Raw genomic sequence first — 25,597 nt, 5'->3', positions numbered from 1 at the left:
GTTATGTGGGGTTATTTATGCAAACGCGTTTTGCTGATGATTCCTACGCTGATTGGCGTCTTAACGCTGACTTTCCTGGTGATTCAATGTGTGCCGGGGGGGCCGGTGGAGCAGACGGTACAAGAGCTGCGCAAGGCGGCAGCGAGTGGGCAAGCGCGGCAAGAGGCGAGCGCTGCCTTTGCCTACCGTGCGCAAAATGGCATTGATGCGCAGCAGATCGAGCAGCTTAAAGCGCTTTATGGTTTTGATAAGCCGCCGCTGGAGCGCTATGGTTTAATGCTGCTGAATTTTGCGCGCTTTGAGTTGGGCGAAAGCTATTTTCATCATCGCAGCGTATGGTCATTAATTGTCTCAAAACTGCCCGTATCCATCAGTATCGGCTTATGGACCTTTCTCCTCAGTTATTTGGTTTCGGTGCCGCTTGGCATTGCAAAAGCCATGCATCATGGTTCTCGCTTTGATTTAATCAGTAGCCTAGTCGTGTTGTCCGCCTATGCGATTCCGGGGTTTATGCTTGGCGTGCTTTTATTGGTGCTATTTGGTGGCGGGTCATTTTGGCAACTTTTCCCGTTACGCGGTTTGAGTTCGGACAATTGGCCCGAATTGAGTCTGTTCGGCAAAATTTTGGATTATTTATGGCACCTGGCGCTGCCCCTGGCTGCCTCAGTGTTAGGTAGCTTTGCCGTAATTACAATGTTGACCAAAAATGCTTTTTTGGAAGAGGTGCGTAAGCAATACGTCCTCACTGCGCGCGCTAAAGGCCTACCCGAGCGGCAAGTGCTAATTAAGCATGTGTTTCGGAATGCGCTGCTGCCGTTGATTGTTGGCTTTCCAGCCGCATTTATTGGCGCTTTCTTTAGTGGTAGCTTGCTGATTGAAACGCTTTTTTCACTGGATGGACTTGGCTTATTGTCTTATGAATCCGTGCTGCGGCGCGACTATCCAGTGGTCTTGGGCTCACTTTATTTATTCACTTTGATTGGTTTAGTGGCTAAATTATTATCCGACCTTTGCTACGTGTGGGTTGACCCACGCATTCGATTTGGACAAGGAGAGCCTTGAAGATGGCAGCAGCATCGACTGCGCTTGATGCCGGCGCGGCTTTATCTGTGTCTAAAACGCCGTGGCAGCGGATTGGGCTGCGTTTTAAGCAAAATCGGCTTGGCTATTGGAGCCTAATCTTATTAGTCAGTCTCTTTGCGCTTAGCCTATTAGCGCCGCTTTATTCAGATGATCGGCCGTTACTGATTCAGTACGAGGGGAAATGGTATTTCCCAATATGGTCGACTTATGCAGAAACCACCTTTGGCGGTGATTTTCCAACCCCAGTCGATTATCTCGATCCTTATATTCATCAGCGCTTAACCGCAGCCGGCAATTTTGCGCTTTATCCCCTCAACCATTATGACTACAACACATTAAACTATTTTTCCGGTGCGCCCAATCCAGCGCCGCCCTCTCATGAAAACTGGTTAGGCACCGATGATCGAGGGCGCGATGTATTGGCGCGCCTGATTTATGGTTTTCGCACCTCGCTTTTATTTGCTTTGGCGCTGACTACGCTAGGGACCGTGTTGGGTGTCTTGGCCGGAGCTTTACAAGGGTATTTTGGCGGGCGTTTCGATTTGCTATGTCAACGCTTGATTGAAATCTGGGGTGCTTTGCCGGAACTGTATTTACTCATCATTTTTGCTTCGATTTTTGAGCCCAGCTTGCTGTTACTGGTTGCGTTACTATCGCTTTTTGGCTGGCTGGGCTTAGCCGATTATATGCGTGCTGAATTTTTGCGCAATCGCACGCAAGATTATGTGAAAGCGGCGCGCGCCATGGGTTTATCGCATTGGAAAATTATTTGGCGTCATATCTTGCCTAATAGCCTGACCCCGCTGATCACCTTTTTGCCCTTTAGAATGAGCGGCGCTATTTTGGCGCTGACCAGCCTTGATTTCCTTGGGCTGGGCGTGCCTGCGACCACGCCGAGCCTGGGCGAGTTATTGGCGCAAGGCAAAGCCAATTTGGATGCCTGGTGGATCTCGCTCACCACCTTTGGGGTGTTGGTGATAACGCTGTTGCTGCTGTCATTTATTGGCAGTGCGCTGCGCGATGCGCTCGATATGCGGCTAGCAGATAGGGTGCAAGCGGCGGGTGGCACGTTACTATAAATATTCATGAACGCCCAATAATGGATGCAAACTCTCCTCTCTTATCAATTGAGCATTTAAGCGTGCGTTTTGGCAAGACGCTGGCGGTAGACAACCTAAGTTTGGCCATTGCCGAAGGCGAACGGCTGGCATTGGTGGGTGAATCGGGCTCAGGCAAGAGCGTGACTGCGCTGGCAACGCTGCGTTTAGTGCGCGAAGCCACGCTCAGCGGGGCAATTCATTTTGCTGGCGTAGATCTTTTGCAGAAAAGCGAGCGCCAGATGCGCGCTGTGCGCGGCGCTGAAATTGCCATGGTTTTTCAAGAGCCGATGAGTGCGTTAAATCCACTTTATACGATTGGGGCGCAAATTGGCGAAACCATTATTTGGCATGACGGAGTAAATGCTAAGCAAGCCCGTATGCGCGCGATTGAGCTGCTAGAGCGTACGGGGATTAGCGATGCGCCGCGACAAGTGGATAGCTATCCCCATCAACTATCGGGCGGCCAGCGCCAACGCGCGATGATTGCCATGGCGTTAGCTTGCCGCCCGCGCTTATTGTTAGCGGATGAGCCTACGACAGCGTTGGATATGACGCTGCGCGCACAAATTATCGAACTCTTAATTTCTTTGCAGCAAGACGAGGCAAAGCAGCGCGGCATGGCAGTATTGCTGATTACCCATGACTTAAATCTCGTGCGCCACTTTGCACAACGCGTTGCGGTCATGAAAGAGGGGAGGTTGGTCGAAAGTGGCGCGTGCACCCAAATTTTTAATGCGCCGCAGCATCCTTATACACAGCAGCTATTAACGAGCCGCGTGCGTTGTCAATTAGCGCCCGTAGCGGCAAATGCTCCGATCTTGCTGGAGGCTAACCGACTCTCGGTTGCATTTCGCACACCTCTAAGTGGATGGGCGGGTTGGTTTTCTGCGGGTTCTTTAACGGCCGTTAAAAATCTCGACTTAACGCTGAGACAAGGGGAAACGGTTGGCGTTATAGGTGAATCAGGCTCGGGTAAATCGACGCTGGCTATGGCCTTGCTGGGCTTGCAACGAGTGCAGACGGGCCTGGTTAAATTTAATGGGCAGCCACTCTCAAACATGACGTCGACTGCGCGCACACGATTGCGCGCGCAGATGCAAGTGGTTTTTCAAGATCCATATGGCTCGCTTTCACCACGTTTAACCATTGAACGCATCGTTGGCGAAGGGTTGGCCTTGCACCGACCTGAATTAAGCGCTCACGCGCAACGCGCAAAAATCATCGCAGTATTGTCTGAGGTAGGACTTGAAGCCGCCGTTTTACACCGTTATCCTCACGAATTTTCTGGAGGGCAACGGCAGCGCGTTGCGATTGCTCGCGCGCTCGTGCTGGAGCCTCGTATTCTGATACTTGATGAACCAACCAGTGCGCTGGATGTCTCCGTTCAGCACCAAGTATTGAGTTTATTAGCGCAGCTCCAGCAAAAACATCAGCTTGCCTATCTTTTCATTAGCCATGACCTAGACGTGGTCCGCGCTATCTCGCACCGGATCCTAGTGCTGAGTGCAGGCGAAATAATTGAAAAAGGACTGACTGAAGAACTACTTGCCGCTCCACGGCAACCTTATACGCAACAACTACTAAAAGCGCTTGAATAACTTGTTATTTGCATTATGCTCGCCTAGTATGAGTTTAATGGGAAATTTAAGTTGCTTTTTTGCTTTTCGGATGAGTGAATAAACTTTATAATAGCGGGCACTTTCATAATATTAGCTTTCTATCTTGAATTTTTATTACCTATGCTTAAAAGAATTCTAAATTTATCGCGCACGCAGGCTATGCTCAGCCTCTTCACAGGCGCTCTTATCTTAAATGCAAACGCAGCTTTTGCCGAGAAAAATTCCTATTTTAACAACTTAAATTTTGATTCTTCTGTACTGACAGAAAGTGAAGCAAAGGGCCATCCTGGCAAATTATCAGGCGCTCCGATTCAAGAACGGCATACCTTTTTGTCGGACATGGCAACCCAGGCTAGCGACGTCGTTGTCAGCGCTTTGCATATGATTGGCGTACGCTATCGTTGGGGCGGCAACACGCCAGATTCAGGCTTGGATTGCAGCGGTTTTGTGCGGTATGTATTTCAAGATACGCTGGGCCTGACATTACCGCGCCGCGCTGTAGAGATGAGTCGGGTGGGCACAAAAATCAAAATGACTGATCTCCGGCCAGGCGATCTCGTATTTTTTAACACCATGCGCCGCACCTTCTCGCATGTCGGTATTTATATTGGTGACAATAAATTCGTTCATTCTCCTTCAACTGGCAATAATATTCGGGTTGATCGATTGGATAACCGTTATTGGGAAAAACGCTATACGGGAGCGCGGCGGGTTGAAGCGTTGTTGGCTGGATAGTTAAATAGATTTAAAAATTATATTTTCTATGTATTTTTGATGATGCATATTATTTAAGCATTGTTTACTTTTCAAAAAATAAATTTTGATTAAGATACGATTTTTTTATATATTTTTAATTTTATTGTTTTTATCTCTTATAGGGTGTGGTGGTGGGGATGAAAACAATAATACTTATAGTTCCATAGAATATACAGAATGGATAAATGATTCAGCTAGTTACCTAGAGACAACAGAACTATATTTAAAAGAATCTGCTGAAGAGAGAAGTCAGAGTGCATCGCTATTTATGGATTTAATAAATGCGTTGAAGCAGAACGCTGATAAAGAAAGTAAGGCAGCCATCTTACATAAAATTGAAGCAAAAATAGAACGGCTTCTAAGAAAAACAAATCACGAAATAAAAAGGTATGAGACATACCTTGCGATACTGGACCATTCATATAAAGTTACGCAATTTAGTAAAAAAATATATGAATTTCGGGAACAAGAAATAAAAAAAGAAGAACTATTGGAGTTGCAAAATAAAATCAATAAAATAAACCAAATGCACCAAAATAACAAAGAGATTGAAGAGAGAATTAAGCCTCGCGAAAAGCTTGATACCCTGCAAATGGTGGATAAATTGCTCATTAGAACAAAAGATATGTTAAGGGTTATAAGTGATTCTTGGGGTATATATAATTATTAGAATTTAATCAGTCGTCCCTGAATAATTCTGTAAGCCTGGTGCTATCAAGGGAAAAGGCAAAAGAAGGCTGACCCTAATTGCAAGAAAGAGAGAAATAAGGATAATAAAGCCTGCAAATAGAGACGAGGAATGGATGGGACCAAAGATAAAGATGGCGAGTACGGGGGATTTATTCCGCCAGCCCCTGGACGAACAGATCAACATGGATCATCCGTTGGCGCGGTTATCGAGTGTGATCAACTGGGATCGACTTAGTACCTTAATGAGTGAGAGCTTCACCTCAGAAAGAGGTTGACCAGCAATCTCGGCTCGCTTGATAGCGGGTTTACTGTATCTGCAATACATGTACGGTTTATCAGATGAAGAAGTTGTGTGGGGTTGGGTGGAAAATCCCTACCAACAATACTTCACGGAAGAGACGTACCTACAAACGAAGGCACCGATCGATCCCTCCAGTTTGACGCGTTGGCGCAAGCGACTAAGTGAAGCGGGAGTAGAAGAGTTATTAGCTGAGATGATTGAGTCGGCTAAACGGTGTGGGTTAATCCAAGCCGCCAGCGTAAAATGTGCACTCGAAAATACAAACATCTGTGTGAGCATCGTCGCCGAGCCAGTCATTGGCTCGCGCGGATGGCACGTAAGCACACATGAATGTTTGCACACTGGCCGTTATTATGGAAATAGGCTTCAATGGGAAGAGCCAGATGAGCGGAGACGCTCACGTCCGGATCTGTGAGCACCTAAGGGGGGCAGTTTCCTTGGGTAACTCGACTAAGGATCTAGGATAATTTTCCAGATTTCGTATTGTTTTACCTCGGGCTGGTATTTTATTGGTGCGACGCCCAGATTGGCCGAGGCAGCCAGTTATATGATAAATGATGGCAGCTAAGTTTGGCGTAGATTGCGTTAAGGAGCACGCTGGCGTGGTTTATTCCTGAGATATAATTCTGCGTATGGATCAAACTAAAAACTCTACTGTACGCACCCGTTTCGCACCTAGCCCAACCGGTTTCATTCACTTAGGTAATATTCGCTCAGCCCTCTACCCATGGGCCTTTGCGCGCCGAGCAGGGGGCACGTTCATTCTCCGCATCGAAGATACGGATGTGGAGCGTTCAACCCAAGCGGCGGTCGATGTCATCCTTGAAGGCATGGCATGGCTTGGGCTCGATCTGGATGAAGGGCCTTTTTATCAAATGCAGCGCATGGATCGTTACCGTGAGGTTATAGCTCAAATGCTAGCGGACGGTTTAGCCTATCCCTGTTATATGTCACCCGAAGAACTAGATACGCTGCGCGACGAGCAACGTATCCGAGGTGAGAAGCCGCGCTATGATGGCCGTTGGCGGCCGGAGGAGGGCAAACAACTACCACCACCGCCTGCTGGCGTTAAACCTGTTGTGCGTTTTAAAAATCCAACTACGGGCTCAGTGATTTGGGAAGACGCTGTTAAAGGACGGGTTGAGATTGCGAATCAAGAGCTAGACGACCTGATTATTGCGCGGCCAGATGGCACGCCGACGTATAATTTTTGTGTCGTGGTTGACGATATTGATATGCGCATTACGCATGTAATTCGCGGCGATGATCATGTGAATAACACACCACGCCAAATGAATATCTTACGGGCGCTTGGCTATACGCCGCCTATTTATGCACATTTACCGACGGTGCTAGATCAGAACGGCGAAAAAATGTCAAAGCGCAATGGCGCAATGAGTGTGATGCAATATCAAAGTGACGGCTATTTGCCAGAAGCCATGCTCAATTACTTGGCTCGCTTAGGGTGGTCCCATGGCGATGACGAGATTTTTTCGCGTGAGCAGTTGGTGGCTTGGTTTGATCTTGAGCATTTGGGCAAATCACCTGCTCAATATGACCCAGATAAACTGAAGTGGCTGAATCAGCACTATATCAAGCATGCGGATGATGCTCGTTTGGCCGAGCTCGTGCAGCCGTTTCTGTTAGCGCTTGAAGTAGATTGGACGCAAGGGCCGGCGTTAATTGACGTGGTTGCGTTACTGAAAGATCGAGCCGCAACGCTGAAAGAATTAGCTGAGGCAGCGCTGATCTTTTATCGAACGCCAGAGCCTCAGCCAGATGAAATGACGCAGTATTTAACCGAGCCGGTACGCATTGCATTGGCTGAGCTTACACAGAATTTAAGCACGGTTGAATGGGCACGTCCTCAAATTAATGCGGTGCTTAAAGCAGTGCTGCAAGCGCATGGACTGAAGATGCCACAATTGGCGATGCCATTGCGCTTGCTGGTAGCGGGAACCACGCATACGCCATCGATTGATGCCGTGCTTGAGTTGTTTGGTCGCGCCACAGTTTTGGCAAGACTGGCTAGCTTCACTCATTCGTAATGGTACTGGCACCGAATGTGTTTGAAACGTCAATAGGCAATATTAGCGTGCATCTCAAAAATATCTATCCAATGAAGAATTGAACGAAATAGCAACTACCGAGGATTTCTCGATAGTTCGCCAGGAGGGCAATCGGTAAGTCATTCGTCAGGTGAAACATTACAATCTTGATGCAATTAACTCAGTTGGCCATCGGGTCAGCTCCAAGCGCGCCGTGTTGTTCCGTCAATCGGCTATGCGTATCTTGCGTGAACATTTATAGCGTGATTAGCAAGATACCTATTTACAAACCACGATTTGCTCTTTAAAATCGCGTTTTCTTTGTGGGGGTATAGCTCAGCTGGGAGAGCGCTTGCATGGCATGCAAGAGGTCAGCGGTTCGATCCCGCTTACCTCCACCAATAAAATAAAAGCAAAGAAAGCTTCACAATTTAGAGTGTTGCCGTTATAATTCGATGCTTTCGTAAGTACTGAATTTGTCCCCTTCGTCTAGAGGCCTAGGACATCACCCTTTCACGGTGAGTACAGGGGTTCGAATCCCCTAGGGGACGCCAAATTTCAAGTCAGTTTAGCTGGCTTGAGTCAAGTAGAGGATGGAAATATATTTCATTCTTTACTACCTGGAGCGGTAGTTCAGTTGGTTAGAATACCGGCCTGTCACGCCGGGGGTCGCGGGTTCGAGTCCCGTCCGCTCCGCCAACTACTTAAAATAGTAGTCATTAATCCCCCCCCCTTCAAATTAGCCGAAAAGCCTTGTGGAATAAGGGTTTTCTGGGAATTTATTCCCTCATGTCAAACAGCATCCAAAATTTGCCAGTAAACAGCGCCGAAAAGTTTCCAGTTAAGGGACTCAATTTGAAGGGATATTTCGATGTTTGAAACGGTAAGATTGATTGCCAGTTTCCAGGATATGGCAATGGTGAGTAATACGATCTAAGAGAGCGGTGGTCATTTTTGCGTCACCGAAGACCTGTACCCATTCGCTAAATGAGAGATTGGTCGTGATGATTAAAGAAGTTTTCTTATAAAGCTGTCCGATGAGCTGGAATAGCAGTGCGCCACTGGAAGCGGGGAAAGGCAAATAGCCAAGCTCGTCAATGATGAGAGCATCAATCTGTGTAAGGCGTTTGGCTAGGTTACCTGTTTTACCGAATTGCTTTTCGTGTTCGAGAGCGTTGACCAATTCGACGCCGTTGAAGAAACGGACCCGTTTTCCGGCATGAATGGTGGCCACGCCCAGCGCCGTGGCAAGATGAGTTTTGCCCGTTCCACACCCGCCGACTAGGATCAAGTTATGTGCGGCATCGGTGAAGTCGGCCGTGGCGAGTTGCTCGATGACGGCTTGTGACAGAGGCGTTTCTTGCCAATTAAAGCTGAGTAAATCTCGATGGATAGGAAAGCGTGCAGCTTTAAGCTGATAGCGTAAACGGCGTAATGCTCGATCTGTTTGCTCAGCGGCGATCAGGCGTTCTATCCAAATTTCAGGGCGATGAATGAGTTTTGGCTTTTCGGCTTGTAACTCGCTCCAGGCCGTGGCCATGCCATGTAGTTGCAATGCGGTGAGAGTGGCGTGAATGTCAGTGGGCATGGGTTTCTCCGAGCAGGTGGTCATAGCGCTGGCAATCTGCTAGGGGTTCTAGCGTTAAAACAATACCATCGGGCCATTCAAGCGAAGTGGGCGGACCCGGGTCGGTCAGTCTGCGCATTTCGTTCATAATGATGGGGGCCGTCACTGTACCGGCTTCTAAAGCACATTCACACGCCACGGTTAAAGCCTCCAGGCGAGCCTGTCATTATTTTTGTGTGCGAGGAAGCCTCACCAAGAAATTACAGTCTCATGCTAAAGAAACAGTAAATCGGTCGCCAAATAAGATGGCAAATTGAATTTTAGCTGCTCGCCATATAATCGGAGGCATTTTCCACTCCTTAGAGATATTGCGCAAGGCTAAATAAATTAATTTAATAGCGGCTTGGTCGTTAGGGAAATGGCCCCGATTTTTAATCACCTTACGCACGCGCATATGCAGACTTTCAATGGCATTCGTTGTATAGATGATTTTACGAACCTCCAGGGGGTAGGCAAAAAATGGAATAACTTCTTGCCAATGACGTTGCCAAATTGAAGCAATGGGCGGATATTTGAGGCCCCATGGGCCATTGGCAAAGGCTTCAAGCGCTTGAGCCGCTTCCTCTTCGGTCGTGGCTCGATAAATCGTTTTCAATTCTGCCGCCACCGCTTTGCGGTCTTTCCAGCTCACAAACTCCAAGCTATTCCGTATTAAATGGACAATACAGGTCTGAATTTGCGTTTGCGGGAAAGCGGCTGTGATCGCTTCTGGAAACCCTTTGAGCCCATCTATTACAGCAATCAAGATATCCGTCACGCCCCGATTTTTGAGCTCTGTCATCACCCTAAGCCAGAATTTTGCCCCTTCAGTCTGCTCTACCCAAATGCCTAAAATTTCTTTCAGGCCATCGGATCTTACACCTAGCGCCAGGTAAACCGCTTTATTCTTTACGCTGCCTTCATCCCGTATCTTCACTCGCAGCGCATCAAAAAATACCAACGGATACACGGACTCCAACGGACGATTCTGCCATTCAGTCACCTCATCCATTACGCTTGAGGTCACCTTTGAGATTAGGTCTGGCGAGACTTCTAGACCATAAAGTTCCGTCAGATGCCCTTGGATCTCTCTTACCGGTAAACCCCTTGCGTACAGGGAAATCACCTTATCATCGAACCCAGGTAAGCGTCTTTGGTGCTTCGCTATCAATTGTGGATCAAAATTCCCCTCCCGATCTCGAGGTATATTCAACTCTATCTTGTCCTGAGACGCTAATACTGTCTTCTTGCTACTCCCATTCTTATAGTTATTTTTTATTTCTCCCGCATTCCGCTCTTGAGCAAGATGATGGTCTAATTCCGCTTGCAGCATTCTCTCTGCTAATGCTTTTTTTAGCTGACCAAATAACCCGGCCTCTGTAAATAGCGATTGCGGATTCGACGGATCTACTCCTTCTAAGATTTTATCTAATAGTCCTTCGTCTAACTTTGTCATAGGATTCCTTTTTTATTACTTCTATTATCAGATGAATTCCTCTTCACACAAAGTTTCTGACACGCTCCTCCAGGCCGACTTTCTGAGCCAACAGGAGCAGTTCGACAAAGGCACGATCCCCCTTAGGGCGCTTCAGAAGGCATTTCCGTACCGCTTGAATGGGAAGGGGTAAATTCCACTCAACGAAAGGCACACCATTGCGTAAGGCACCGGGTTTCTTCTCTAGCACAGGCAAATAATGCCCAAGGATTGCAGATGAGTTGGTCCCGCCCAAAGACTCGCTGGTGAGTCGCAACGACCTGAGCCTGGGCTACCACTTGGATTGGGTTGGCGCTTATATGTACAGACACGGCTTGTCTGGCAAAGCGAACCGGAACGCTATAACGATTTCTATCCACGTGCACCAAGCTGGTGTTTGAGACGCGCATCATCTGTTCAACGTAACCCTCAAACGGGGCGATGATTGGACGTAACAAGCGTTGTTCTTCTTGGAAACATTCGTTGATAGTGCGTCCACTATGGCAGGGGTGTTTGCGTTGAGCGAGTTCTCGGCAGCGTATAGCCAGCCAGTCATTGAGTTCGACCAGATTAGAAAAGCGCGCAAGCGGCGTGAATAACCATTCCCATACATTGCCCACCTGATTCTCAATTTGCCCTTTCTCCCAGCCTGCGGCTGGTGTACAGGCGACTGGCTCGAATCAGTAATGATTGGCTAGAGTCAGAAAACGCCGATTAAATTGACGCTCCTTACCGACTAAAATGGTATCCACCACCGTCTTGAGATTATCGTAGATGATTCGGTTGGGCACGCCCCCCGGAAAAGTGAAAGCCTGTCTATGTGCATCGAATACCATCTCTTGGGTTTCGCGCAGATAGGCTATAACAAAGAGCTGACGGCTATACGCCAGCCGAAAATGGGCCACCTTAACTGTTTGTCCCACGCCCCCTAATTCGACATGCTCATGGCTCCAATCAAATTGGCAAGCATCAGCAGGCTCAAAGACGAGGGGTACAAAAACTTGTGTGACTCGCGGTCCTTGAGCCTTTAGTTTCCAATCCTTAACAAAGCGTTGCACGCTGTCCTAAGCGCCCGGGTATCCTATTTCTTGTAACCCTTCAAACAGTCGACGAGCAGTACGACGACGGCCACGGGGAAACTTGGCTTCCTGTTCTAACCATTGCTCTAGTTGTCCTTCATAAGCACCCAATTGGGGCCGTATCGGCTGTATTCGATCGTACTTGGGCTCCTCTACCGTCTCAACATGTTTGCGCACTGTCGGACGCGATAGACCCATCTCTCGTGCTATCGCGCTGATGCTCTGCTTTTGTACTTTGTATCGACGTCTTATTTCGTAAATCATTTCCATGTAAAACACTCCAGTTTCCCCGGCAAATTCGCCGGATCTTTGCATAAATAGGATGGAAACTTTTGCACGCTGTTTCCTCTAATAAACTGGTAAGTTTTGCACGCTGTTTAACAGTATGTGGATTTGGTAGTGAATGAGTTAGGAGCGCGAGTCGCGTTAAAAACGCTACAAGCGATGTTTGCGCAAGCGCGCACTGCGGCAGGCTTATGTGCAGAGGAGTATCAGTTTCGAGATTTGCGGGCGAAAGCGGGGACAGATAAGGCGGAGTTATCAGGGGATATTCGTCGCGCGCAAAAGCAGTTGGGGCATACGAGTATCAAGATGACGGAACACTATGTTCGCAATCGGTGGGGTGAAAAGGTGTAGCCAACGAAATAGCTATCAACAGCGATTTAAACTGATACACCACCGTTCAACTTCGGTTGTACGAATACAGGGTGTTCCCGAGAGAAAGCAAAGCCCGACCGGAGGGGTCCCCGGTATTCGCATAAACTATATCAATAATCGCACGGCTAATCTCCAAGAGCAAACCATTGAACGCCCCATCCTTCGGAGGTGTGACCATTTTCATTAATGGTGCGCAATGTGACACCTAGATTAGTTCGAGTCCCAACATATTCAATAACGGTTGCATTTCCACCGCCTATGTGAGTGCCATGAATGCCTATAAATTTCGTTGGAAATTTGATAGGGAAAGTCACATTGGACATTCCATCACTGTTGCTATAAGTGAGTCCCCATTGGAAAATAAGTCCGCCAGGTAATGCTTGATAACCTCCTCGAGTCTCTAAAGATTGCCGGTCAGGTCCAGTAAAGGCAGACATAATAGCGTTCTGAGTGAAAGCAGTGCTGGCAACTTGGGTACCGTAATTTCCGGCCTCGTTGGGCGTGCCGACAAATGGACTGCCAAGAGGAGCGGCGTCAATGATGCCATATCCACTGATAGTAGATGGCGTATTGGAAATTTTTTGCCAATCCAATTCACCGTTTTTGGGGTGAAAACTGTTAAACACTGCTTGAAATTTTTCAGTTGTTATAGCATCAGTAATACCAAATGCCCTTAAAGTTGTCGGTACTCCAGTCAATTTAGCCCAAGGCAAGTTTTCGTTTTTCAAATGAAAGCGATTATGCAGAGCATCAAACTCATTTCGTAAAGTCTGAATGTGTTCCGATTGGTTACTAACTTCAATGACTAGATTAGTCTTTTCATTTGTAAGTTGGCTGAGCTGTTGTTCCAATCCTTGGAGTTTTGAGAGTTGGTCTTTGTTTAGCGCAGATTGGTTATTAAATTCAATGGCTAGATCAGTTTTTTCGTTTTTGAGCTGGATAAGCTGTTCTTCTAGTTTTTTATTTTGTATGGACTGGCTATTCAATTTTTTCCACAAAGTACTAATTACGCAGAAGCAAAGGAATATAGAAAAGACACAGGCAGAAAGGGCGGGATGTGAAGATTGCGGATTCGATTGATTCAGCAATGCAGAAAGGCGGCTAAGCTCAGCTTCCAGCAAATCTAGACGGTTAGGCATATTATCATTTGCTTGCTCGAATTGATTGACCTGCTTTAAGAGATTATCTAACAAAGGTTCAGATTGATGATTAGGCTTGCCCTGAAAAGTCTGGAAAGTATTCGTTGCATAAAGCCAGAAGGATAGAGAAGCTACGCATACGGGAAGCGCTATAGTTAGAAATTTTGGTTCTAATTGACCGAGCCTTCCAGATATTCGATTCAAGTTTGTTGTTATTGAGTCTAGAGCGCTAGGAATACGGTCTTTGGTTTTCTCTAACTGTTGAGAGACTGTATCAACTTGTGAATCGCGGCCTACTCTTGTAGCCGAGCCAATATCGGATTGATTAGAAGGCTGGCCCGCGTCAACTACGAAACCTTTTATGTGTTGATTTGATAATTGATTTTTTCCCGAATTGTTTTCTGTTTCTTGAGAAGTGGGAAGCGTAGGAGAAGGAGAGGGTGTTCTGGATATTGAAGGTGATGAAGATGTTGACTGCGAAGACGTAATTTCCATTATAAGCTCCAGTAAAGTTCTTCATAAAATAAAAAAACAACACATTCAAAAAGGAATTTTATAGCTATTATCACTGTCTGGATTCAGTAGCACGAGTTTAAAAAATTTATCTGAATCAAAGTAGAAAAATAATAAACTGTGCCTGAATCTTTTGAGAGAGAATGGTAATCAAGCTATACAATTTGAAGAAGTAAAATATGTTTTTGCAAAAAGGAACAGAATACTTATCTAGAGCAATTATTTTTGCTGATTTGAATTTTTAGTCAATTTCTACGAATTGTCAAATTTTTAAAGATATGTAATCACTGAGCCAAAATTTAGAATGAGAGGGTTGTTTATTTTTTAAGATTTTCTCATCGGGTTCTTCTTGCTTTTCGCGCGTCACGAAGAAATAAGAGTGATGCGCTAAGGGCTATGTGTTTCGTTGAGTCCTCTGTTTTGGTTCGCTTTTCTCTATCCGAAACGCTCCAGACTTTTTTGCTGAATTGACCCCATCGTTGAATTGGGCGGGGCGCAGGCTGTGCAGAAAATCATCTCCATCCCCGACTCAACTTAAACGTTTTTCTCCCTTATTGATCGTTGCAATAAGCCCGCCTGCAAAACAGACGAAATACCGCATTCCGAAGCAAAAAACCGGCGCAGAAGCGGAGGGTTGAAAAGGGAAAGCCTTATAAACACAGGGAATTGGCAGAAAGGGAGGGATTTGAACCCTCGATACTGGGGACCAGTATACCGGATTTCGTACATGGACGCTCCCAGTTTGTCAAGGTTTCAATTCATGAAGGCATGAAGGAAAAGATTGCACCCGTACATCCGGACTGTTAGCGTGAAATAGAATCACTGTCCTTAATGGGAATTGCTGGTCGGCACCTCAATCGAGTCCATGCACTTTGTGTGCTTCGAAATCCACGGGTTTTGCCAACCACGGCGGCTACATTGTTGCTTCGTCGATTAACGACGCCGTTAATCCAAGGGTGCAACTGAGGTTTTTTTGACGCGTAGTAAATCACAGAACGCGCGCCATGTATAAGTAGCGACCTGAGGTACGAGTCGCCTCGCTTGCTGATCCCCAGCAGGTTCTGCTTACCGCCGCTGGAATGCTGTTTGGGTACGAGTCCTAGCCACGCCGCAACTTGCCGCCCACTCTTAAAGTTTTTAGCATCCCCAATTGAGGCAGCCAAAGCGCTGGCAGTAATCGGCCCAATCCCCGGAATCTGTGCAAGTTTACAGCTGACGGTATTGTTGCGATGCCAGCTTTGAATCTGCCCCTCAAGTTCACTGACCTGGCGATCAAGTTCCTTAAAATGATCCAGCAATCGTTGCACGAGCAGACGAAATGCGCCTGGCAACTCATTACTGGCATCTTCAATCAGCTCAGGTACGCGAGTCTTGATGTAGCCAATGCTTTGCGGGAGAATCATTCCGAATTCACCAAGCAGGCCCCGAATTTGGTTCGCCTGAGCGGTACGTGCCTTCACAAAGCCCTGGCGCACTCGATGCAGCGAAAGTACTGCTTGCTGCTCCAGATTTTTTATTGGTACAAAGCGCATGTTGGGTCGACTCACGGCTTCGCAGATTGCCTCGGCGTCAGCCATATCATTCTTGTTGGTCTTGACATAGGGCTTGACGAACTGAGGTGCCATGAGCTTTACCGTGTGGCCCAAACTCTGTAGCTTCCGTGCCCACTGGTGTGCGCTAGCACAGGCCTCCATGCCAATCAGACAAGTGGGTAGGTTGGCGAAGAATTCAATCATCTGACCACGGCTTAGCTTCTTCTTAAGTACTGTTTTGCCAGATTTGCCTACGGCGTGCAATTGGAACCATGTCTTTGCTAAATCGATGCCTACTGTTGTGATCTCCATGGCGAATGCTCCTGTCTATCAATGGGTGAGATTGAACTCCCATTTTGGCACATCATGATGCCGTTTAAAGCTCAGGATTACCCACAAATTTTAGTCACACTGGTGCATGATTTGAAACATTTTGGTGGCCTCATGCAAAGCCATGAACCCACGCCACAATATAGTAGGGCCGGGCGGGAGATCATGCTTGCGCGTTAGGTATCCGCCGAGTTTAGCGATCCACAGAATGGCCTGATTCAAAGTAGGAGGATCGCTAGGAGGATGCTTGGTATTGTGAGCACGGCAATATAAAGCTTGCCATTCAATGGGCTGAAGTAAAACTTCACAAGAGATTTCAGGATTACTTCGACCTAGTAAGGTGGCATACAAAATACGCCAAGCGATGACCGTAAATAATGCAGTAGAGCGGACAAAGCGATCTAAGCTACCCAACTGACGATGTTCAATTTGGCAGCCGCTTTTGAGGATACGATGCCAAGTTTCGATAGTCCAACGGCGCGCATACCATGTGAGTCTTTCCAATGCTTGTTCTTGGGTATGCGTTGGCACTGAACTTAATAGCATCCACTCGATTGGATGAGTCCCTTCAGGTGGATGGCTTTCCAATGCCCAAATCGCAAACACCTCGATATTAGGCAGATTAGGATTAGGATGATTGCACGGCCGGCGAAGCGTAACGGGCGCGCATTTTATAGCCAGCTGAGCGATGCGCTGTGCACAGTTGCTACGAGCAGGCACGTTAAGTTCTATACAGCCTAATTCGGAAGCAGATGCCATAGCTTCCCATAAGTATTGATCAGGATAATCCACTTTGCGATTCCAAGAGGCACGAATTAACCAATCGACTCCATCTGGACGCGGTGCAACAAATAAGTCGTAAATATCTGCCTCGCGATCACACACGCTAATCATGTGCGTTTTAGGGCATCCAGCTTTGAGAGCGAGGGTTTCAGGATTTAATGAGATGGTCCCCCCACAGTCTAAACTGTTTAAGTTAGTGGGGAATTTTACGGAGGCCATCAATGGATAAGGTAGCGCTAATAGGAATCGATTTAGGTAAGACATCCTTTCATCTTCATGGACAAGACAAAGCAGGAAGGATGATGTTTCGCAAGAAATCGCAGCTCACGTTATCTGCTCTGCATCGAGTACGCGAAGCGTTGATTAAGGACAGAACTAGCACGATTAATCAGATTCATGGTTTTTTGCTCGAATTTGGTGTGAGTTTGCCAGTTGGACACGCGGTTATTAAGCGTTTGCCTGCCCTATTAGCTGAACACCCACTGCCACCCCGGTTTGATGTTGCCCCCTTCTCACGGACAGTAAAGGGTTTCCATAAATCAATTGGAAACAGAGATGAAATTGTTTTGTAAGTCGGCATGAATACTAGGTAAAACAGAATCCATTGTGCCCAGTATCAGACCCTCTGACTCGTATAGAGAGTCATCAGGCTGAATGTCGTTTTTTTGCAAATGTTTCCTTTCAAAATGAATCGGTGAAACGTAATCAAGAGAGGAATGCCTACGTTTAGGGTTATACCAAGCCTCAATCCACGTAAATACAGCTAAGCGAGCGTCAGACTTACTTTTAAAGCTACGCCGATCCAGCAATTCGCACTCAAGACTGGCAAAGAAGCTCTCTGCCATCGCATTGTCGTAGGCATCACCAACGCTGCCCATAGACAGTTTCACGCCCGCTGCCTTGCAGCGATTGCTAAAGGCAAAACTGGTGTATTGACAGCCCTGGTCGCTATGATGAATCACATTCTCAGGCTGACGTTGTTCAAGTGCCATATTCAAAGCGTCGAGCATCAGCTCTGTAACGAGAGACTCGCCAATGGCCCAGCCCACCTCAGGATTACCCACAAATTTGTCGGAAGAATCGCTAGAGAAGTTGTAAATAATTGTATCCTGTACAAACATTGCAGTTTTACCTGCTAAAAAGGCAAAGCAATGGTGGCTGAAAGTGATTTGGAGAGTTGGGCGAATACTGAATTTAGCGAAGCCCACTTAGGAGATGCGCGGCTGACGAAACGGCTGATATTATTGGCGGAACAGTTATCGAAGATGCCGCATGGTTCATTTCCTCACACACTGACGAAGGCGCAGTTAAAATCAGCGTATCGATTCTTCGACAACAAGCAGGTCGATACAGATGGGGTGTTGGGCTCGCATATAGCTCAGACACAAAACCGAATGAATCAAGTGCCAGTTGTGTTGGCGGTGCAAGACACGACAGAATTTAATTTAACGCATCTACCGGCCACGGAAGGTCTGGGTTATTGCAGCAGCAAACATGTACGTGGATTCATGATGCACAGTATGTTGGCAGTGACCCCGGAAGGATTGCCGCTAGGCGTACTGGGGATGAAAGCGTGGGCACGCGATCTGAGTGAGCTGGGCAAAAAGAAACAGCGCGCTAAGAGGTCGATTGATGAAAAAGAAAGCGTAAAGTGGCTCGAGGGCGTAAAGCAATTGACGGCTCTCAAAGCTGGATGCCCTAAAACGCACATGATTAGCGTGTGTGATCGCGAGGCAGATATTTACGACTTATTTGTTGCACCGCGTCCAGATGGAGTCGATTGGTTAATTCGTGCCTCTTGGAATCGCAAAGTGGATCATCCTGATCAATACTTGTGGGAAGCTATGGCATCTGCTTCCGAATTAGGCTGTATAGAACTTAACGTGCCTGCTCGTAGCAACTGTGCACAGCGCATCGCTCAGCTGGCTATAAAATGCGCGCCCGTTACGCTTCGCCGGCCGTGCAATCATCCTAATCCTAATCTGCCTAATGTCGAGGTGTTTGCGATTTGGGCATTGGAAAGCCATCCACCTGAAGGGACTCATCCAATCGAGTGGATGCTATTAAGTTCAGTGCCAACGCATACCCAAGAACAAGCATTGGAAAGACTCACGTGGTATGCGCGCCGTTGGACTATCGAAACTTGGCATCGTATCCTCAAAAGCGGCTGCCAAATTGAACATCGTCAGTTGGGTAGCTTAGATCGCTTTGTCCGCTCTACTGCATTATTTACGGTCATCGCTTGGCGTATTTTGTATGCCACCTTACTAGGTCGAAGTAATCCTGAAATCTCTTGTGAAGTTTTACTTCAGCCCATTGAATGGCAAGCTTTATATTGCCGTGCTCACAATACCAAGCATCCTCCTAGCGATCCTCCTACTTTGAATCAGGCCATTCTGTGGATCGCTAAACTCGGCGGATACCTAGCGCGCAAGCATGATCTCCCGCCCGGCCCTACTGTATTGTGGCGTGGGTTCATGGCTTTGCATGAGGCCACCAAAATGTTTCAAATCATGCACCAGTGTGACTAAAATTTGTGGGTAATCCTGAGCAGCCCACGACACGTCGACTCCACACATCCAAGACAATGGCCAGATAGATAAAGCCAGCTCCAGTCGGCACAAACGTAGCATCCGCCACCCATAGCTGATTCGGCTCATCAGCAACAAATTGACGCTTCACCAGATCAGGTGCGGGCGGCTGCCGTAAGTCACGCCGAGTGGTCACTTGATAGCGACGACGGCACACGCCACGTAGGCCCTGAAGGCGCATCAGCCTTGCTACTCGGCGACGGCTAACGGCCCAGCCTTGCTCCATCAGCTCAGCTCGAATACGGGGCATTCCATACGTCGCATCTGACTCAGCATGAATGATGCGAATCTCTTCTATCAGCTGCGTATTTTCTTGTTGACGAGCACTCGGTTTACGCTGACTCCAAGCGTAATACGCACTACGCGAAACTTTTAACACTCGGCACAGCACCTGCACGGGGAATTCGGCCTGATTCGCCATCATGAGCTCGAAGAGGGGGTAGATATCTTCTCGCCTTTTGCGGCAAACCAGGCCGTAGCCTTTGCCAAGATATCGCGCTCCATTTGAAGCTGTCGTACTTGACGCCGTAAGCGACTGAGCTCTTCTCCCTCTGCCGTAGTTAGGCCCACCTTGATCGATGATTTAGGGGCTTGAGCTATTGAGGCTTGGGCGACCCAACTCAAGATTGTTTTAGTGCAGCATCCGAACTCTTTAGATAGCTCTTTAGCGCTCTTACCTGCTTGCACAAGCCTACGATTTGTTGACGAAAGGCCGATGGATATGGCGCTTTGCTTTTACGCATTACAGACTCCTTTTTGATAGTTTAAGGGTGTCCGTGAAAAGTGGTCAACATCAGTTAGTGGCCATGCTAGAACGGTTGCACGCGCACTATAAGTATCTCGCTGAACAAGTAAGCGATATCGAGAAGGAATTGCACATGCAATTGGCCGATGACGAGATTGCCCAGCGGCTCATGACCATTCCAGGTATTGGCCCGATTACAGCGAGCGTGCTTGCGGCAGATATGGGTGATGGGAAACAATATGGTTGTAGCCGAGATTTTGCCGCATCTATCGGGCTCGTGCCGCGCCAATATAGTACGGGCGGTAGAGCCAACTTGCTGGGGATTAGTAAACGTGGTGATAAAAATATCCGTCGGCTTCTTGTGCAATGTGCCCGTTCCATTATGAAAAACGCTGATAAACGTGTCGATCAGCTTAGCCACTGGATACAGATGATGCTGACACGACGACACTCGAATGTCGTTGCTTGTGCACTCGCCAATAAACTGGCGAGAATCGCATGGGCAGTTGTTGCTCGCCATAAAGTGTTTGAAGAAAAGGTTCTTGTCATGCCTGCTTAAGCATGGTTTTCTTAACAATTTATTAACACCCACCCACTGGTTTTGCGAACGCTGAAATTTGATGACGTAAACGGCACAGAGGCCTGGTGAAGAACCTGTTCACACAATAAGTCATTAAGACTGAGGATTTTTTTAGGATCACTGGGCGCGGCTCTCATCGTGGAGCAGGGAGATTTCTCCCTACAATGACTCCGAATAGATTTAGGCAAGCCACCACAGCATCAAAAATCAGTCTTGCAAAAAACGGGGGGACCATAGATTTGTGTGTCCGAAGTCCCGGTTAAATTTTACAGCTTCTTATAATGAAGCTGTAAAACGCTCGCCAAATAAGATGGCAAATTGAATTTTTGCAGTGCGCCACGTGATAGGTGGCATTTTCCAATCTTTAGTGATATTTCGCAAAGCCAAATAAATAAGCTTAATGGCAGCTTGGTCATTGGGGAAATGACCTCGATTTTTAATCACCTTAAGCACCTGCACATGTAGGCTCTCGATGGCATTGGTTGTATAAATAACTTTACGGACCTCTTGCGGATAAGCAAAAAAAGGAATGACTTCTTGCCAGTGGCGCTGCCAAATTGAGGCAATCGGCAGATATTTCAGCCCCCATGGACCCTCAGCAAAGGCCTCAAGCGCTAGTGACCTGCCCCCTTTTTTTCTGCTGGCCATGGGCCCGCATGAGCTGTTAAAGGAAGCATAAGCACACTGGCGCTAAGTAGTACGATGATGGCAGTCCTATCCGTGTATTAAATCAACCACATATGATACTCATACTGAATGATAAGATTGTTTCTTTAACAAAAAGGCTCCATATCATCTATTTTTATAATAAATAAAAAGATTATCTGAATAATTATTTTACGTATCCTTAACGGGGGTTAATAACCTTTTTCTTTTGGTGGGCTTTACATTAGGGAAACTCAGGGGTGCGTCTTAGGTATGCAGTAGGATGCTGTTGATGATTCACTTTATGCGGCAGTGGTTTGAATTATCTGATCCAGCATGTCGCCGTTTTATATTGCGTTATTTGTTTCACATCACACCTGCTAGTGGCATATGTTTGGCAGGGCCATGTTTCTTGTTCAAAGGAGCACTTCGATGACATTACACAAGAACGGCGATATCGCTGCAGGCTGTTTGCCTGCAGAACAACTCGCGGCAAACTTCGCCGATGTGGCGTCCCCGCTCAGCGCTCACGCGGCAGTTGTCGAGGCGCACCGCTGCTGCTACTGTTATGACGCGCCGTGTGTAAACGCATGCCCAACGAGTATCGACATTCCAGGCTTTATCCGCAAGATTGGCAACGGCAACCTGGTAGGCGCCGCACGCGACATCCTGTCAGCCAACCCTCTTGGCGGCATGTGCGCGCGCGCGTGTCCGACCGAGATTCTGTGCGAAGGCGCTTGTGTACTCAACCACCAGGACAGCATGCCCGTTGCGATTGGTGCGTTGCAACGGCATGCAACCGATCACCAGATGGAGCGTGAAGTGGTATCGGGTAAACCGCTCTTCGCACGGGCGGCCGATACTGGGCGGCACGTCGCCGTTGTCGGTGCCGGGCCAGCCGGCCTCGCATGCGCTTATACGCTCGCACTGAGTGGACACCGGGTAACGATCTTCGATGCGCATGACAAGCCGGGCGGGCTCAATGAGTACGGCATCGCCGCGTATAAAACTGTCGATGATTTCGCGCAGCGTGAAGTGCAATGGCTGCTGTCGATCGGCGGCATCGAGCTGCACGCCCGACGCCAGCTTGGTCGCGACTTCGCGCTGACGCAGTTGCGTGAACAGTTTGACGCCGTGTTCCTCGGCATCGGGCTGGGTGGCATCAATGCGCTGCATGCCGACGGCGAAACGTTGGCCGGTGTGCTGAACGCAGTCGACTTCATCGCCCAGCTACGTCAAAGCGACGACCTCAGTACGTTGCCGGTCGGACACCAAGTGGTTGTAATCGGCGGTGGCAACACCGCAATCGATGCTGCCGTACAAAGCGTCAAACTTGGTGCGAGGCAGGTCACGATGGCCTACCGGCGCGGCGCGGCGCAGATGAGCGCTACATGGGCGGAACGTGACTTCGCACGAAAACAAGGCGTGGTGCTGCTCGAATGGGCCAGGCCGCTGCGCATCATTGGCATGCTGCAGGCCGGCAGTAGCGACGCGCATGCGAGCGCCGTGCAGTTTGAGACTACACGGCTGGATGCCGACGGCCAGCTCGAGGGAACCGGCGAGACATTTTGCATCAAAGCGGACGTTGTGCTAAAGGCAATAGGCCAGACGCTTGTATCCGATGGCCTTGACGCACAACTGCTGACGCTCGACGGCGCACGGATCGCGGTGGACGCTGATGGCGCCACGTCACTGCCTGGCGTTTGGGCGGGCGGCGACTGCACTAACCATCCGGCGCTCGATTTAACCGTGCAGGCCGTGCAGGACGGTAAGCTGGCCGCACACGCGATCATCCGGCAGTTCGCCCGCACCGTGGCCAAAGCCGGGTAACAGAGCATATCGTCGCATATCCAATTGCAATTCCACATTGACATCAGAAAACTGGAGGACCGATCATGCCTGACCTTCGCTGCACAATAGCTGGTATCACGTCGCCAAACCCGTTTTGGCTCGCATCCGCGCCACCCACCGATAAGGCCTACAATGTCAATCGCGCATTCGAGGCTGGCTGGGGCGGTGTGGTTTGGAAGACACTCGGCCTCGACCCACATGTGGTCAACGTAAGCTCGCGATATGGCGCGACGACTTACAACGGCCAGCGCATCGCGGGACTTAACAATATCGAGTTGATCACCGACCGACCACTCGACGTGAACCTGCGTGAAATTGCCCAGGTCAAGCGCGACTGGCCGGAGCGTGCATTGTGATCGTCTCGCTAATGGTGCCATGCGACGAGTACGCATGGAAATCGATCTTATCTCAGGTTGAGGATACCGGCGCCGATGCGGTCGAGCTCAATTTTGGCTGTCCGCACGGAATGAGTGAGCGCAACATGGGCGCAGCGGTTGGCCAAGTGCCCGAATACGTCGAGATGGTCACGCGCTGGGTCAAGCAAGCGAGCAAGTTGCCGTGCCTCGTCAAGCTGACGCCAAACATTACCGACATCCGGCTCGGCGCGCGTGCCGCATACGCAGGGGGTGCCGACGGCGTATCGCTGATTAATACAATCAATTCGATTATTGCAGTTGACCTAGACCAGATGGCGCCAGAGCCAACCGTTGACGGCAAAGGCACGCACGGTGGCTATTGCGGACCGGCAGTTAAGCCAATCGCATTGCATATGGTGGCTGAAATCGCGCGTGATGCAAAGACGCCTGGGCTGCCGATCTCCGGCATCGGCGGCATCTCGAACTGGCGCGACGCGGCTGAGTTCATCGTACTCGGCGCTGGCAGTGTGCAGGTGTGCACGGCGGCGATGCACTACGGCTTCCGAATCGTCAACGACATGCTCGACGGTTTGTCGAACTGGATGGACGATAAAGGCTTCGCAACACTCGACGATTTGTGTGGCCGCGCGGTGCCTAATGTCACCGACTGGAAGTACTTGAACCTGCAATACGACGTCAAGGCGCGTATCGATCAGTCGCGATGCATTCAATGCGGCCTGTGCCATATTGCATGTGAAGACACTTCACACCAAGCAATTACAGCGAGTCGCGATGGTAAGCGTTATTTCGAGGTGGTCGACGAAAAATGCATCGGGTGCAATTTATGCATGCATGTGTGCCCAGTCGATCAATGCATCACGATGGAGCGCGTTGACGCTGGCGGCTACGCGAACTGGACCACGCATCCGAACAACCCTGCATGCCAGGCCGAACCCGGCGCTGCCTCATTAACAAGAGTTATCGAAGGAGACTAACGTTGCCTCATAACCTGGGTTACCGAAGAAATTGAGTGAGCGTGTTAGGATTTTTGTGCGAAAGGGGGAATCATATGATAATAGATGTAATAAGAAAGGGGATATATAACAAAACTAGTTTGAACTGCACCCTAAAAATTTGGCGCGGTGTCAACTTTTAGGGTGCGGTACAGAGTGCGGGCTTTTTTTTAAGCCTCGTGTTTTAACGCCGCTTGTACACCTTCGTCCTCTTGCATCGCCTGCATAAATCGCTGGGCGTTAGGGTAATGGCTGATGGTTTTAGGCAGATAATCCGCCCAGCGCGCCATCGCAAATGCATAGGCATCAGCAATACTACGCTGCTGACCAAGCAAATATGCGTTGTTCCCCAACTGACGATCCAATTCCAGCATGACTCGATCAATCCGAATATGGCTGGCGCTTTTGATCGCTGCGATACTTGCTTCATCTTCTTTTACCGTGAAGCGCTTGGGTGAAAAAAACGGCCAGAAAGCAGGATGAAAATCGCCAGTCAGAAAGGCTAGCTTTTCATCCAACACATAGTTGCCATCGAGGGTACCATCACCGCCTAGTTTTGCTGCTGGATATTTATTGACGAGATATTTTAAGAGCGCTGCGGCTTGCGTCATTAACTTCCCGTGCTCATCTGTCATCGCCGGCACCATGCCCAGCGGCGCGAGCTTGCGATATTCAGGGTCGCCTAACTTTACTTTTTCAACTTTATGCGGCACATCAAGCCACTTTAATGCAATTAATACAGAGAGTGCGCAGGTATGAGGAGCAAAATAGAGAGTCAGCACGATAACCTCTTAGGTGAATGGGTTAAAAGGCAGGTTGCTGAATGCAACCTGCGCTAGCTTAACTCGAAACGTTTGCCATCCGGTATGTTTCTTGCTATCTAAGTTGGCGCGCGTGTAAAACGCATGGCTTTATTTTCTTTGATAATGCGCTGCCATACTAAGCGCTTTTCCTCATCACTGAAAAAGACCCAGTTCGATACTTCAAATGCGGTCCGCCCGCAGCCCATGCAGACCTCGTCAAAAAGGGTCGAGCAAACGCCAATACAAGGGCTATCGGGCAGATCATGAAGTTCGGAGGACATTGAGCTGTATGTATGAGGTTAG

At 48.5% G+C, this 25,597-nt stretch carries 23 protein-coding genes, 3 tRNA genes and 6 pseudogenes; 17 read left to right on the top strand and 15 right to left on the bottom strand.

Going from position 1 to position 25,597, the window contains the following annotated elements; translation table 11 throughout:
* Positions 1 to 3: 3 nt before the first annotated feature.
* The 11 genes and pseudogenes from MCB1EB_RS06355 to MCB1EB_RS06305 all read left to right on the top strand — a co-directional run bounded on the left by MCB1EB_RS06355 (position 4) and on the right by MCB1EB_RS06305 (position 8,296).
* The gene (locus MCB1EB_RS06355; RefSeq protein WP_045362041.1) at positions 4 to 1,062 is read left to right on the top strand and encodes a microcin C ABC transporter permease YejB; all 1,059 of its coding nucleotides are present in this window, start codon (positions 4 to 6) and stop codon (positions 1,060 to 1,062) included.
* Positions 1,059 to 2,162 carry an ABC transporter permease gene (locus tag MCB1EB_RS06350; protein WP_174232249.1) on the top strand — a complete coding sequence of 368 codons (1,104 nt, stop codon included), beginning with the start codon at positions 1,059 to 1,061 and terminating at the stop codon, positions 2,160 to 2,162. The genes MCB1EB_RS06355 and MCB1EB_RS06350 overlap by 4 nt, the downstream gene beginning before the upstream one ends.
* Positions 2,163 to 2,182: 20 nt before the next feature.
* Entirely contained in the window at positions 2,183 to 3,781 is a 1,599-nt protein-coding gene (locus MCB1EB_RS06345; protein ID WP_045362046.1) for an ABC transporter ATP-binding protein, read from the top strand.
* Between the two features lie 141 nt (positions 3,782 to 3,922).
* On the top strand, positions 3,923 to 4,537 hold the full coding sequence (locus MCB1EB_RS06340) for a C40 family peptidase (protein WP_045362049.1): 615 nt from the start codon (positions 3,923 to 3,925) through the stop codon (positions 4,535 to 4,537).
* 85 nt (positions 4,538 to 4,622) lie between these two features.
* On the top strand, positions 4,623 to 5,228 hold the full coding sequence (locus MCB1EB_RS06335; RefSeq protein WP_045362052.1) for a hypothetical protein: 606 nt from the start codon (positions 4,623 to 4,625) through the stop codon (positions 5,226 to 5,228).
* 133 nt (positions 5,229 to 5,361) lie between these two features.
* Positions 5,362 to 5,841: pseudogene (locus MCB1EB_RS12405) on the top strand (transposase); the annotation flags it as partial.
* Between the two features lie 340 nt (positions 5,842 to 6,181).
* Positions 6,182 to 7,597: a glutamate--tRNA ligase gene (gltX, locus tag MCB1EB_RS06325; protein WP_045362055.1), complete on the top strand. Its 1,416-nt coding sequence runs from the start codon at positions 6,182 to 6,184 to the stop codon at positions 7,595 to 7,597.
* Between the two features lie 151 nt (positions 7,598 to 7,748).
* The gene (gene rhuM, locus MCB1EB_RS12605; protein WP_284271778.1) at positions 7,749 to 7,859 is read left to right on the top strand and encodes a RhuM family protein; all 111 of its coding nucleotides are present in this window, start codon (positions 7,749 to 7,751) and stop codon (positions 7,857 to 7,859) included.
* A 63-nt stretch (positions 7,860 to 7,922) separates the two neighbouring features.
* Positions 7,923 to 7,998, top strand: a tRNA-Ala gene (locus MCB1EB_RS06315).
* Between the two features lie 77 nt (positions 7,999 to 8,075).
* A tRNA-Glu gene (locus tag MCB1EB_RS06310) sits at positions 8,076 to 8,151 on the top strand.
* 68 nt (positions 8,152 to 8,219) lie between these two features.
* Positions 8,220 to 8,296 (top strand) — tRNA-Asp (locus MCB1EB_RS06305).
* Between the two features lie 151 nt (positions 8,297 to 8,447).
* Here MCB1EB_RS06305 and istB read toward each other — a convergent pair.
* From istB to MCB1EB_RS06275, 6 genes are all read right to left on the bottom strand, one after another.
* A complete protein-coding gene (gene istB / locus MCB1EB_RS06300) occupies positions 8,448 to 9,185 on the bottom strand; it encodes an IS21-like element helper ATPase IstB (RefSeq protein WP_126353919.1) in 738 nt (245 codons plus the stop codon).
* A complete protein-coding gene (locus MCB1EB_RS06295) occupies positions 9,175 to 9,363 on the bottom strand; it encodes a hypothetical protein (RefSeq protein WP_126353918.1) in 189 nt (62 codons plus the stop codon). Before MCB1EB_RS06295 ends, istB begins: the two co-directional genes overlap by 11 nt.
* A gap of 69 nt (positions 9,364 to 9,432) precedes the next feature.
* The gene (locus MCB1EB_RS06290) at positions 9,433 to 10,659 is read right to left on the bottom strand and encodes an IS256 family transposase (RefSeq protein WP_126353856.1); all 1,227 of its coding nucleotides are present in this window, start codon (positions 10,657 to 10,659) and stop codon (positions 9,433 to 9,435) included.
* Between the two features lie 179 nt (positions 10,660 to 10,838).
* A complete protein-coding gene (locus MCB1EB_RS06285) occupies positions 10,839 to 11,297 on the bottom strand; it encodes a Mu transposase domain-containing protein (RefSeq protein WP_126353917.1) in 459 nt (152 codons plus the stop codon).
* A gap of 60 nt (positions 11,298 to 11,357) precedes the next feature.
* Entirely contained in the window at positions 11,358 to 11,735 is a 378-nt protein-coding gene (locus tag MCB1EB_RS06280) for a DDE-type integrase/transposase/recombinase (RefSeq protein ID WP_126353916.1), read from the bottom strand.
* A 6-nt stretch (positions 11,736 to 11,741) separates the two neighbouring features.
* Positions 11,742 to 12,026 (bottom strand): integrase, encoded by a 285-nt coding sequence (locus tag MCB1EB_RS06275; RefSeq protein ID WP_045365484.1) that lies wholly within the window; start codon positions 12,024 to 12,026, stop codon positions 11,742 to 11,744.
* A gap of 129 nt (positions 12,027 to 12,155) precedes the next feature.
* Here MCB1EB_RS06275 and MCB1EB_RS06270 point away from each other — a divergent pair, with 129 nt between their 5' ends.
* A complete protein-coding gene (locus MCB1EB_RS06270; RefSeq protein ID WP_232034093.1) occupies positions 12,156 to 12,392 on the top strand; it encodes a tyrosine-type recombinase/integrase in 237 nt (78 codons plus the stop codon).
* Positions 12,393 to 12,538: 146 nt separating this feature from the next.
* On the opposite strand, the gene MCB1EB_RS06265 is transcribed toward MCB1EB_RS06270, so the two are convergent.
* The 3 genes from MCB1EB_RS06265 to MCB1EB_RS06255 form a co-directional block, all read right to left on the bottom strand.
* The gene (locus MCB1EB_RS06265; RefSeq protein WP_126353915.1) at positions 12,539 to 14,047 is read right to left on the bottom strand and encodes a gp53-like domain-containing protein; all 1,509 of its coding nucleotides are present in this window, start codon (positions 14,045 to 14,047) and stop codon (positions 12,539 to 12,541) included.
* Positions 14,048 to 14,868: 821 nt separating this feature from the next.
* Entirely contained in the window at positions 14,869 to 15,909 is a 1,041-nt protein-coding gene (locus MCB1EB_RS06260) for an IS110 family RNA-guided transposase (RefSeq protein ID WP_431311521.1), read from the bottom strand.
* A gap of 90 nt (positions 15,910 to 15,999) precedes the next feature.
* On the bottom strand, positions 16,000 to 16,929 hold the full coding sequence (locus MCB1EB_RS06255) for an IS4 family transposase (protein ID WP_269471775.1): 930 nt from the start codon (positions 16,927 to 16,929) through the stop codon (positions 16,000 to 16,002).
* A 2-nt stretch (positions 16,930 to 16,931) separates the two neighbouring features.
* Between MCB1EB_RS06255 and MCB1EB_RS06250 the strand changes: the two are divergent.
* A pseudogene (locus MCB1EB_RS06250) lies at positions 16,932 to 17,204 on the top strand (hypothetical protein); the annotation flags it as partial.
* Positions 17,205 to 17,381: 177 nt separating this feature from the next.
* On the opposite strand, the pseudogene MCB1EB_RS12400 reads toward MCB1EB_RS06250, so the two are convergent.
* Positions 17,382 to 17,759 (bottom strand): annotated as a pseudogene (locus MCB1EB_RS12400) (integrase core domain-containing protein); the annotation flags it as partial.
* Positions 17,760 to 17,861: 102 nt separating this feature from the next.
* Here MCB1EB_RS12400 and MCB1EB_RS06240 point away from each other — a divergent pair.
* Positions 17,862 to 19,241, top strand: a complete 1,380-nt coding sequence (locus MCB1EB_RS06240; RefSeq protein WP_126353912.1) for an IS4 family transposase — start codon at positions 17,862 to 17,864, stop codon at positions 19,239 to 19,241.
* On the opposite strand, the gene MCB1EB_RS06235 is transcribed toward MCB1EB_RS06240, so the two are convergent.
* Positions 19,222 to 19,746 carry an IS3 family transposase gene (locus MCB1EB_RS06235; RefSeq protein WP_232034162.1) on the bottom strand — a complete coding sequence of 175 codons (525 nt, stop codon included), beginning with the start codon at positions 19,744 to 19,746 and terminating at the stop codon, positions 19,222 to 19,224. The two genes, MCB1EB_RS06240 and MCB1EB_RS06235, sit on opposite strands and share 20 nt — an antisense overlap.
* Complete coding sequence (locus MCB1EB_RS12395) at positions 19,722 to 19,988, bottom strand: hypothetical protein (protein WP_232034091.1); 267 nt, start codon at positions 19,986 to 19,988, stop codon at positions 19,722 to 19,724. The genes MCB1EB_RS06235 and MCB1EB_RS12395 overlap by 25 nt, the downstream gene beginning before the upstream one ends.
* A gap of 80 nt (positions 19,989 to 20,068) precedes the next feature.
* On the opposite strand from MCB1EB_RS12395, the pseudogene MCB1EB_RS06230 reads away from it, so the two are divergent.
* Positions 20,069 to 20,605: pseudogene (locus tag MCB1EB_RS06230) on the top strand (IS110 family RNA-guided transposase); the annotation flags it as partial.
* Between the two features lie 297 nt (positions 20,606 to 20,902).
* On the opposite strand, the pseudogene MCB1EB_RS06225 reads toward MCB1EB_RS06230, so the two are convergent.
* Positions 20,903 to 21,241 (bottom strand): annotated as a pseudogene (locus MCB1EB_RS06225) (transposase); the annotation flags it as partial.
* A gap of 462 nt (positions 21,242 to 21,703) precedes the next feature.
* Here MCB1EB_RS06225 and MCB1EB_RS06220 point away from each other — a divergent pair.
* On the top strand, positions 21,704 to 23,101 hold the full coding sequence (locus MCB1EB_RS06220; RefSeq protein WP_045362070.1) for an NAD(P)-dependent oxidoreductase: 1,398 nt from the start codon (positions 21,704 to 21,706) through the stop codon (positions 23,099 to 23,101).
* A gap of 65 nt (positions 23,102 to 23,166) precedes the next feature.
* Positions 23,167 to 24,473: pseudogene (gene preA / locus MCB1EB_RS06215) on the top strand (NAD-dependent dihydropyrimidine dehydrogenase subunit PreA).
* A gap of 188 nt (positions 24,474 to 24,661) precedes the next feature.
* On the opposite strand, the gene MCB1EB_RS06210 reads toward preA, so the two are convergent.
* Both MCB1EB_RS06210 and MCB1EB_RS06205 read right to left on the bottom strand, forming a co-directional pair.
* Positions 24,662 to 25,273, bottom strand: a complete 612-nt coding sequence (locus MCB1EB_RS06210) for a glutathione S-transferase family protein (protein ID WP_081953445.1) — start codon at positions 25,271 to 25,273, stop codon at positions 24,662 to 24,664.
* Positions 25,274 to 25,371: 98 nt separating this feature from the next.
* Entirely contained in the window at positions 25,372 to 25,575 is a 204-nt protein-coding gene (locus MCB1EB_RS06205; RefSeq protein ID WP_045362071.1) for a DUF1289 domain-containing protein, read from the bottom strand.
* Positions 25,576 to 25,597: the final 22 nt, after the last annotated feature.

Origin of the sequence: Mycoavidus cysteinexigens, from assembly GCF_003966915.1 — a bacterium.
GTDB lineage: Bacteria > Pseudomonadota > Gammaproteobacteria > Burkholderiales > Burkholderiaceae > Mycoavidus > Mycoavidus cysteinexigens.
This window is presented reverse-complemented; position numbering and strand designations above follow the sequence as displayed.

Coding starts and splice junctions, on each gene's coding strand:
- gltX (WP_045362055.1), top strand. CDS start 6,182: ATGGATCAAACTAAAAACTCTACTGTACGCACCCGTTTCGCACCTAGC.
- MCB1EB_RS06265 (WP_126353915.1), bottom strand. CDS start 14,047: ATGGAAATTACGTCTTCGCAGTCAACATCTTCATCACCTTCAATATCC.
- istB (WP_126353919.1), bottom strand. CDS start 9,185: ATGCCCACTGACATTCACGCCACTCTCACCGCATTGCAACTACATGGC.
- MCB1EB_RS06355 (WP_045362041.1), top strand. CDS start 4: ATGTGGGGTTATTTATGCAAACGCGTTTTGCTGATGATTCCTACGCTG.
- MCB1EB_RS06205 (WP_045362071.1), bottom strand. CDS start 25,575: ATGTCCTCCGAACTTCATGATCTGCCCGATAGCCCTTGTATTGGCGTT.
- MCB1EB_RS06290 (WP_126353856.1), bottom strand. CDS start 10,659: ATGACAAAGTTAGACGAAGGACTATTAGATAAAATCTTAGAAGGAGTA.
- MCB1EB_RS06275 (WP_045365484.1), bottom strand. CDS start 12,026: ATGGAAATGATTTACGAAATAAGACGTCGATACAAAGTACAAAAGCAG.
- MCB1EB_RS06255 (WP_269471775.1), bottom strand. CDS start 16,929: ATGGCCTCCGTAAAATTCCCCACTAACTTAAACAGTTTAGACTGTGGG.
- MCB1EB_RS06345 (WP_045362046.1), top strand. CDS start 2,183: ATGGATGCAAACTCTCCTCTCTTATCAATTGAGCATTTAAGCGTGCGT.
- MCB1EB_RS06340 (WP_045362049.1), top strand. CDS start 3,923: ATGCTTAAAAGAATTCTAAATTTATCGCGCACGCAGGCTATGCTCAGC.
- MCB1EB_RS06240 (WP_126353912.1), top strand. CDS start 17,862: ATGGTGGCTGAAAGTGATTTGGAGAGTTGGGCGAATACTGAATTTAGC.
- MCB1EB_RS06220 (WP_045362070.1), top strand. CDS start 21,704: ATGACATTACACAAGAACGGCGATATCGCTGCAGGCTGTTTGCCTGCA.
- MCB1EB_RS06260 (WP_431311521.1), bottom strand. CDS start 15,909: ATGGAGATCACAACAGTAGGCATCGATTTAGCAAAGACATGGTTCCAA.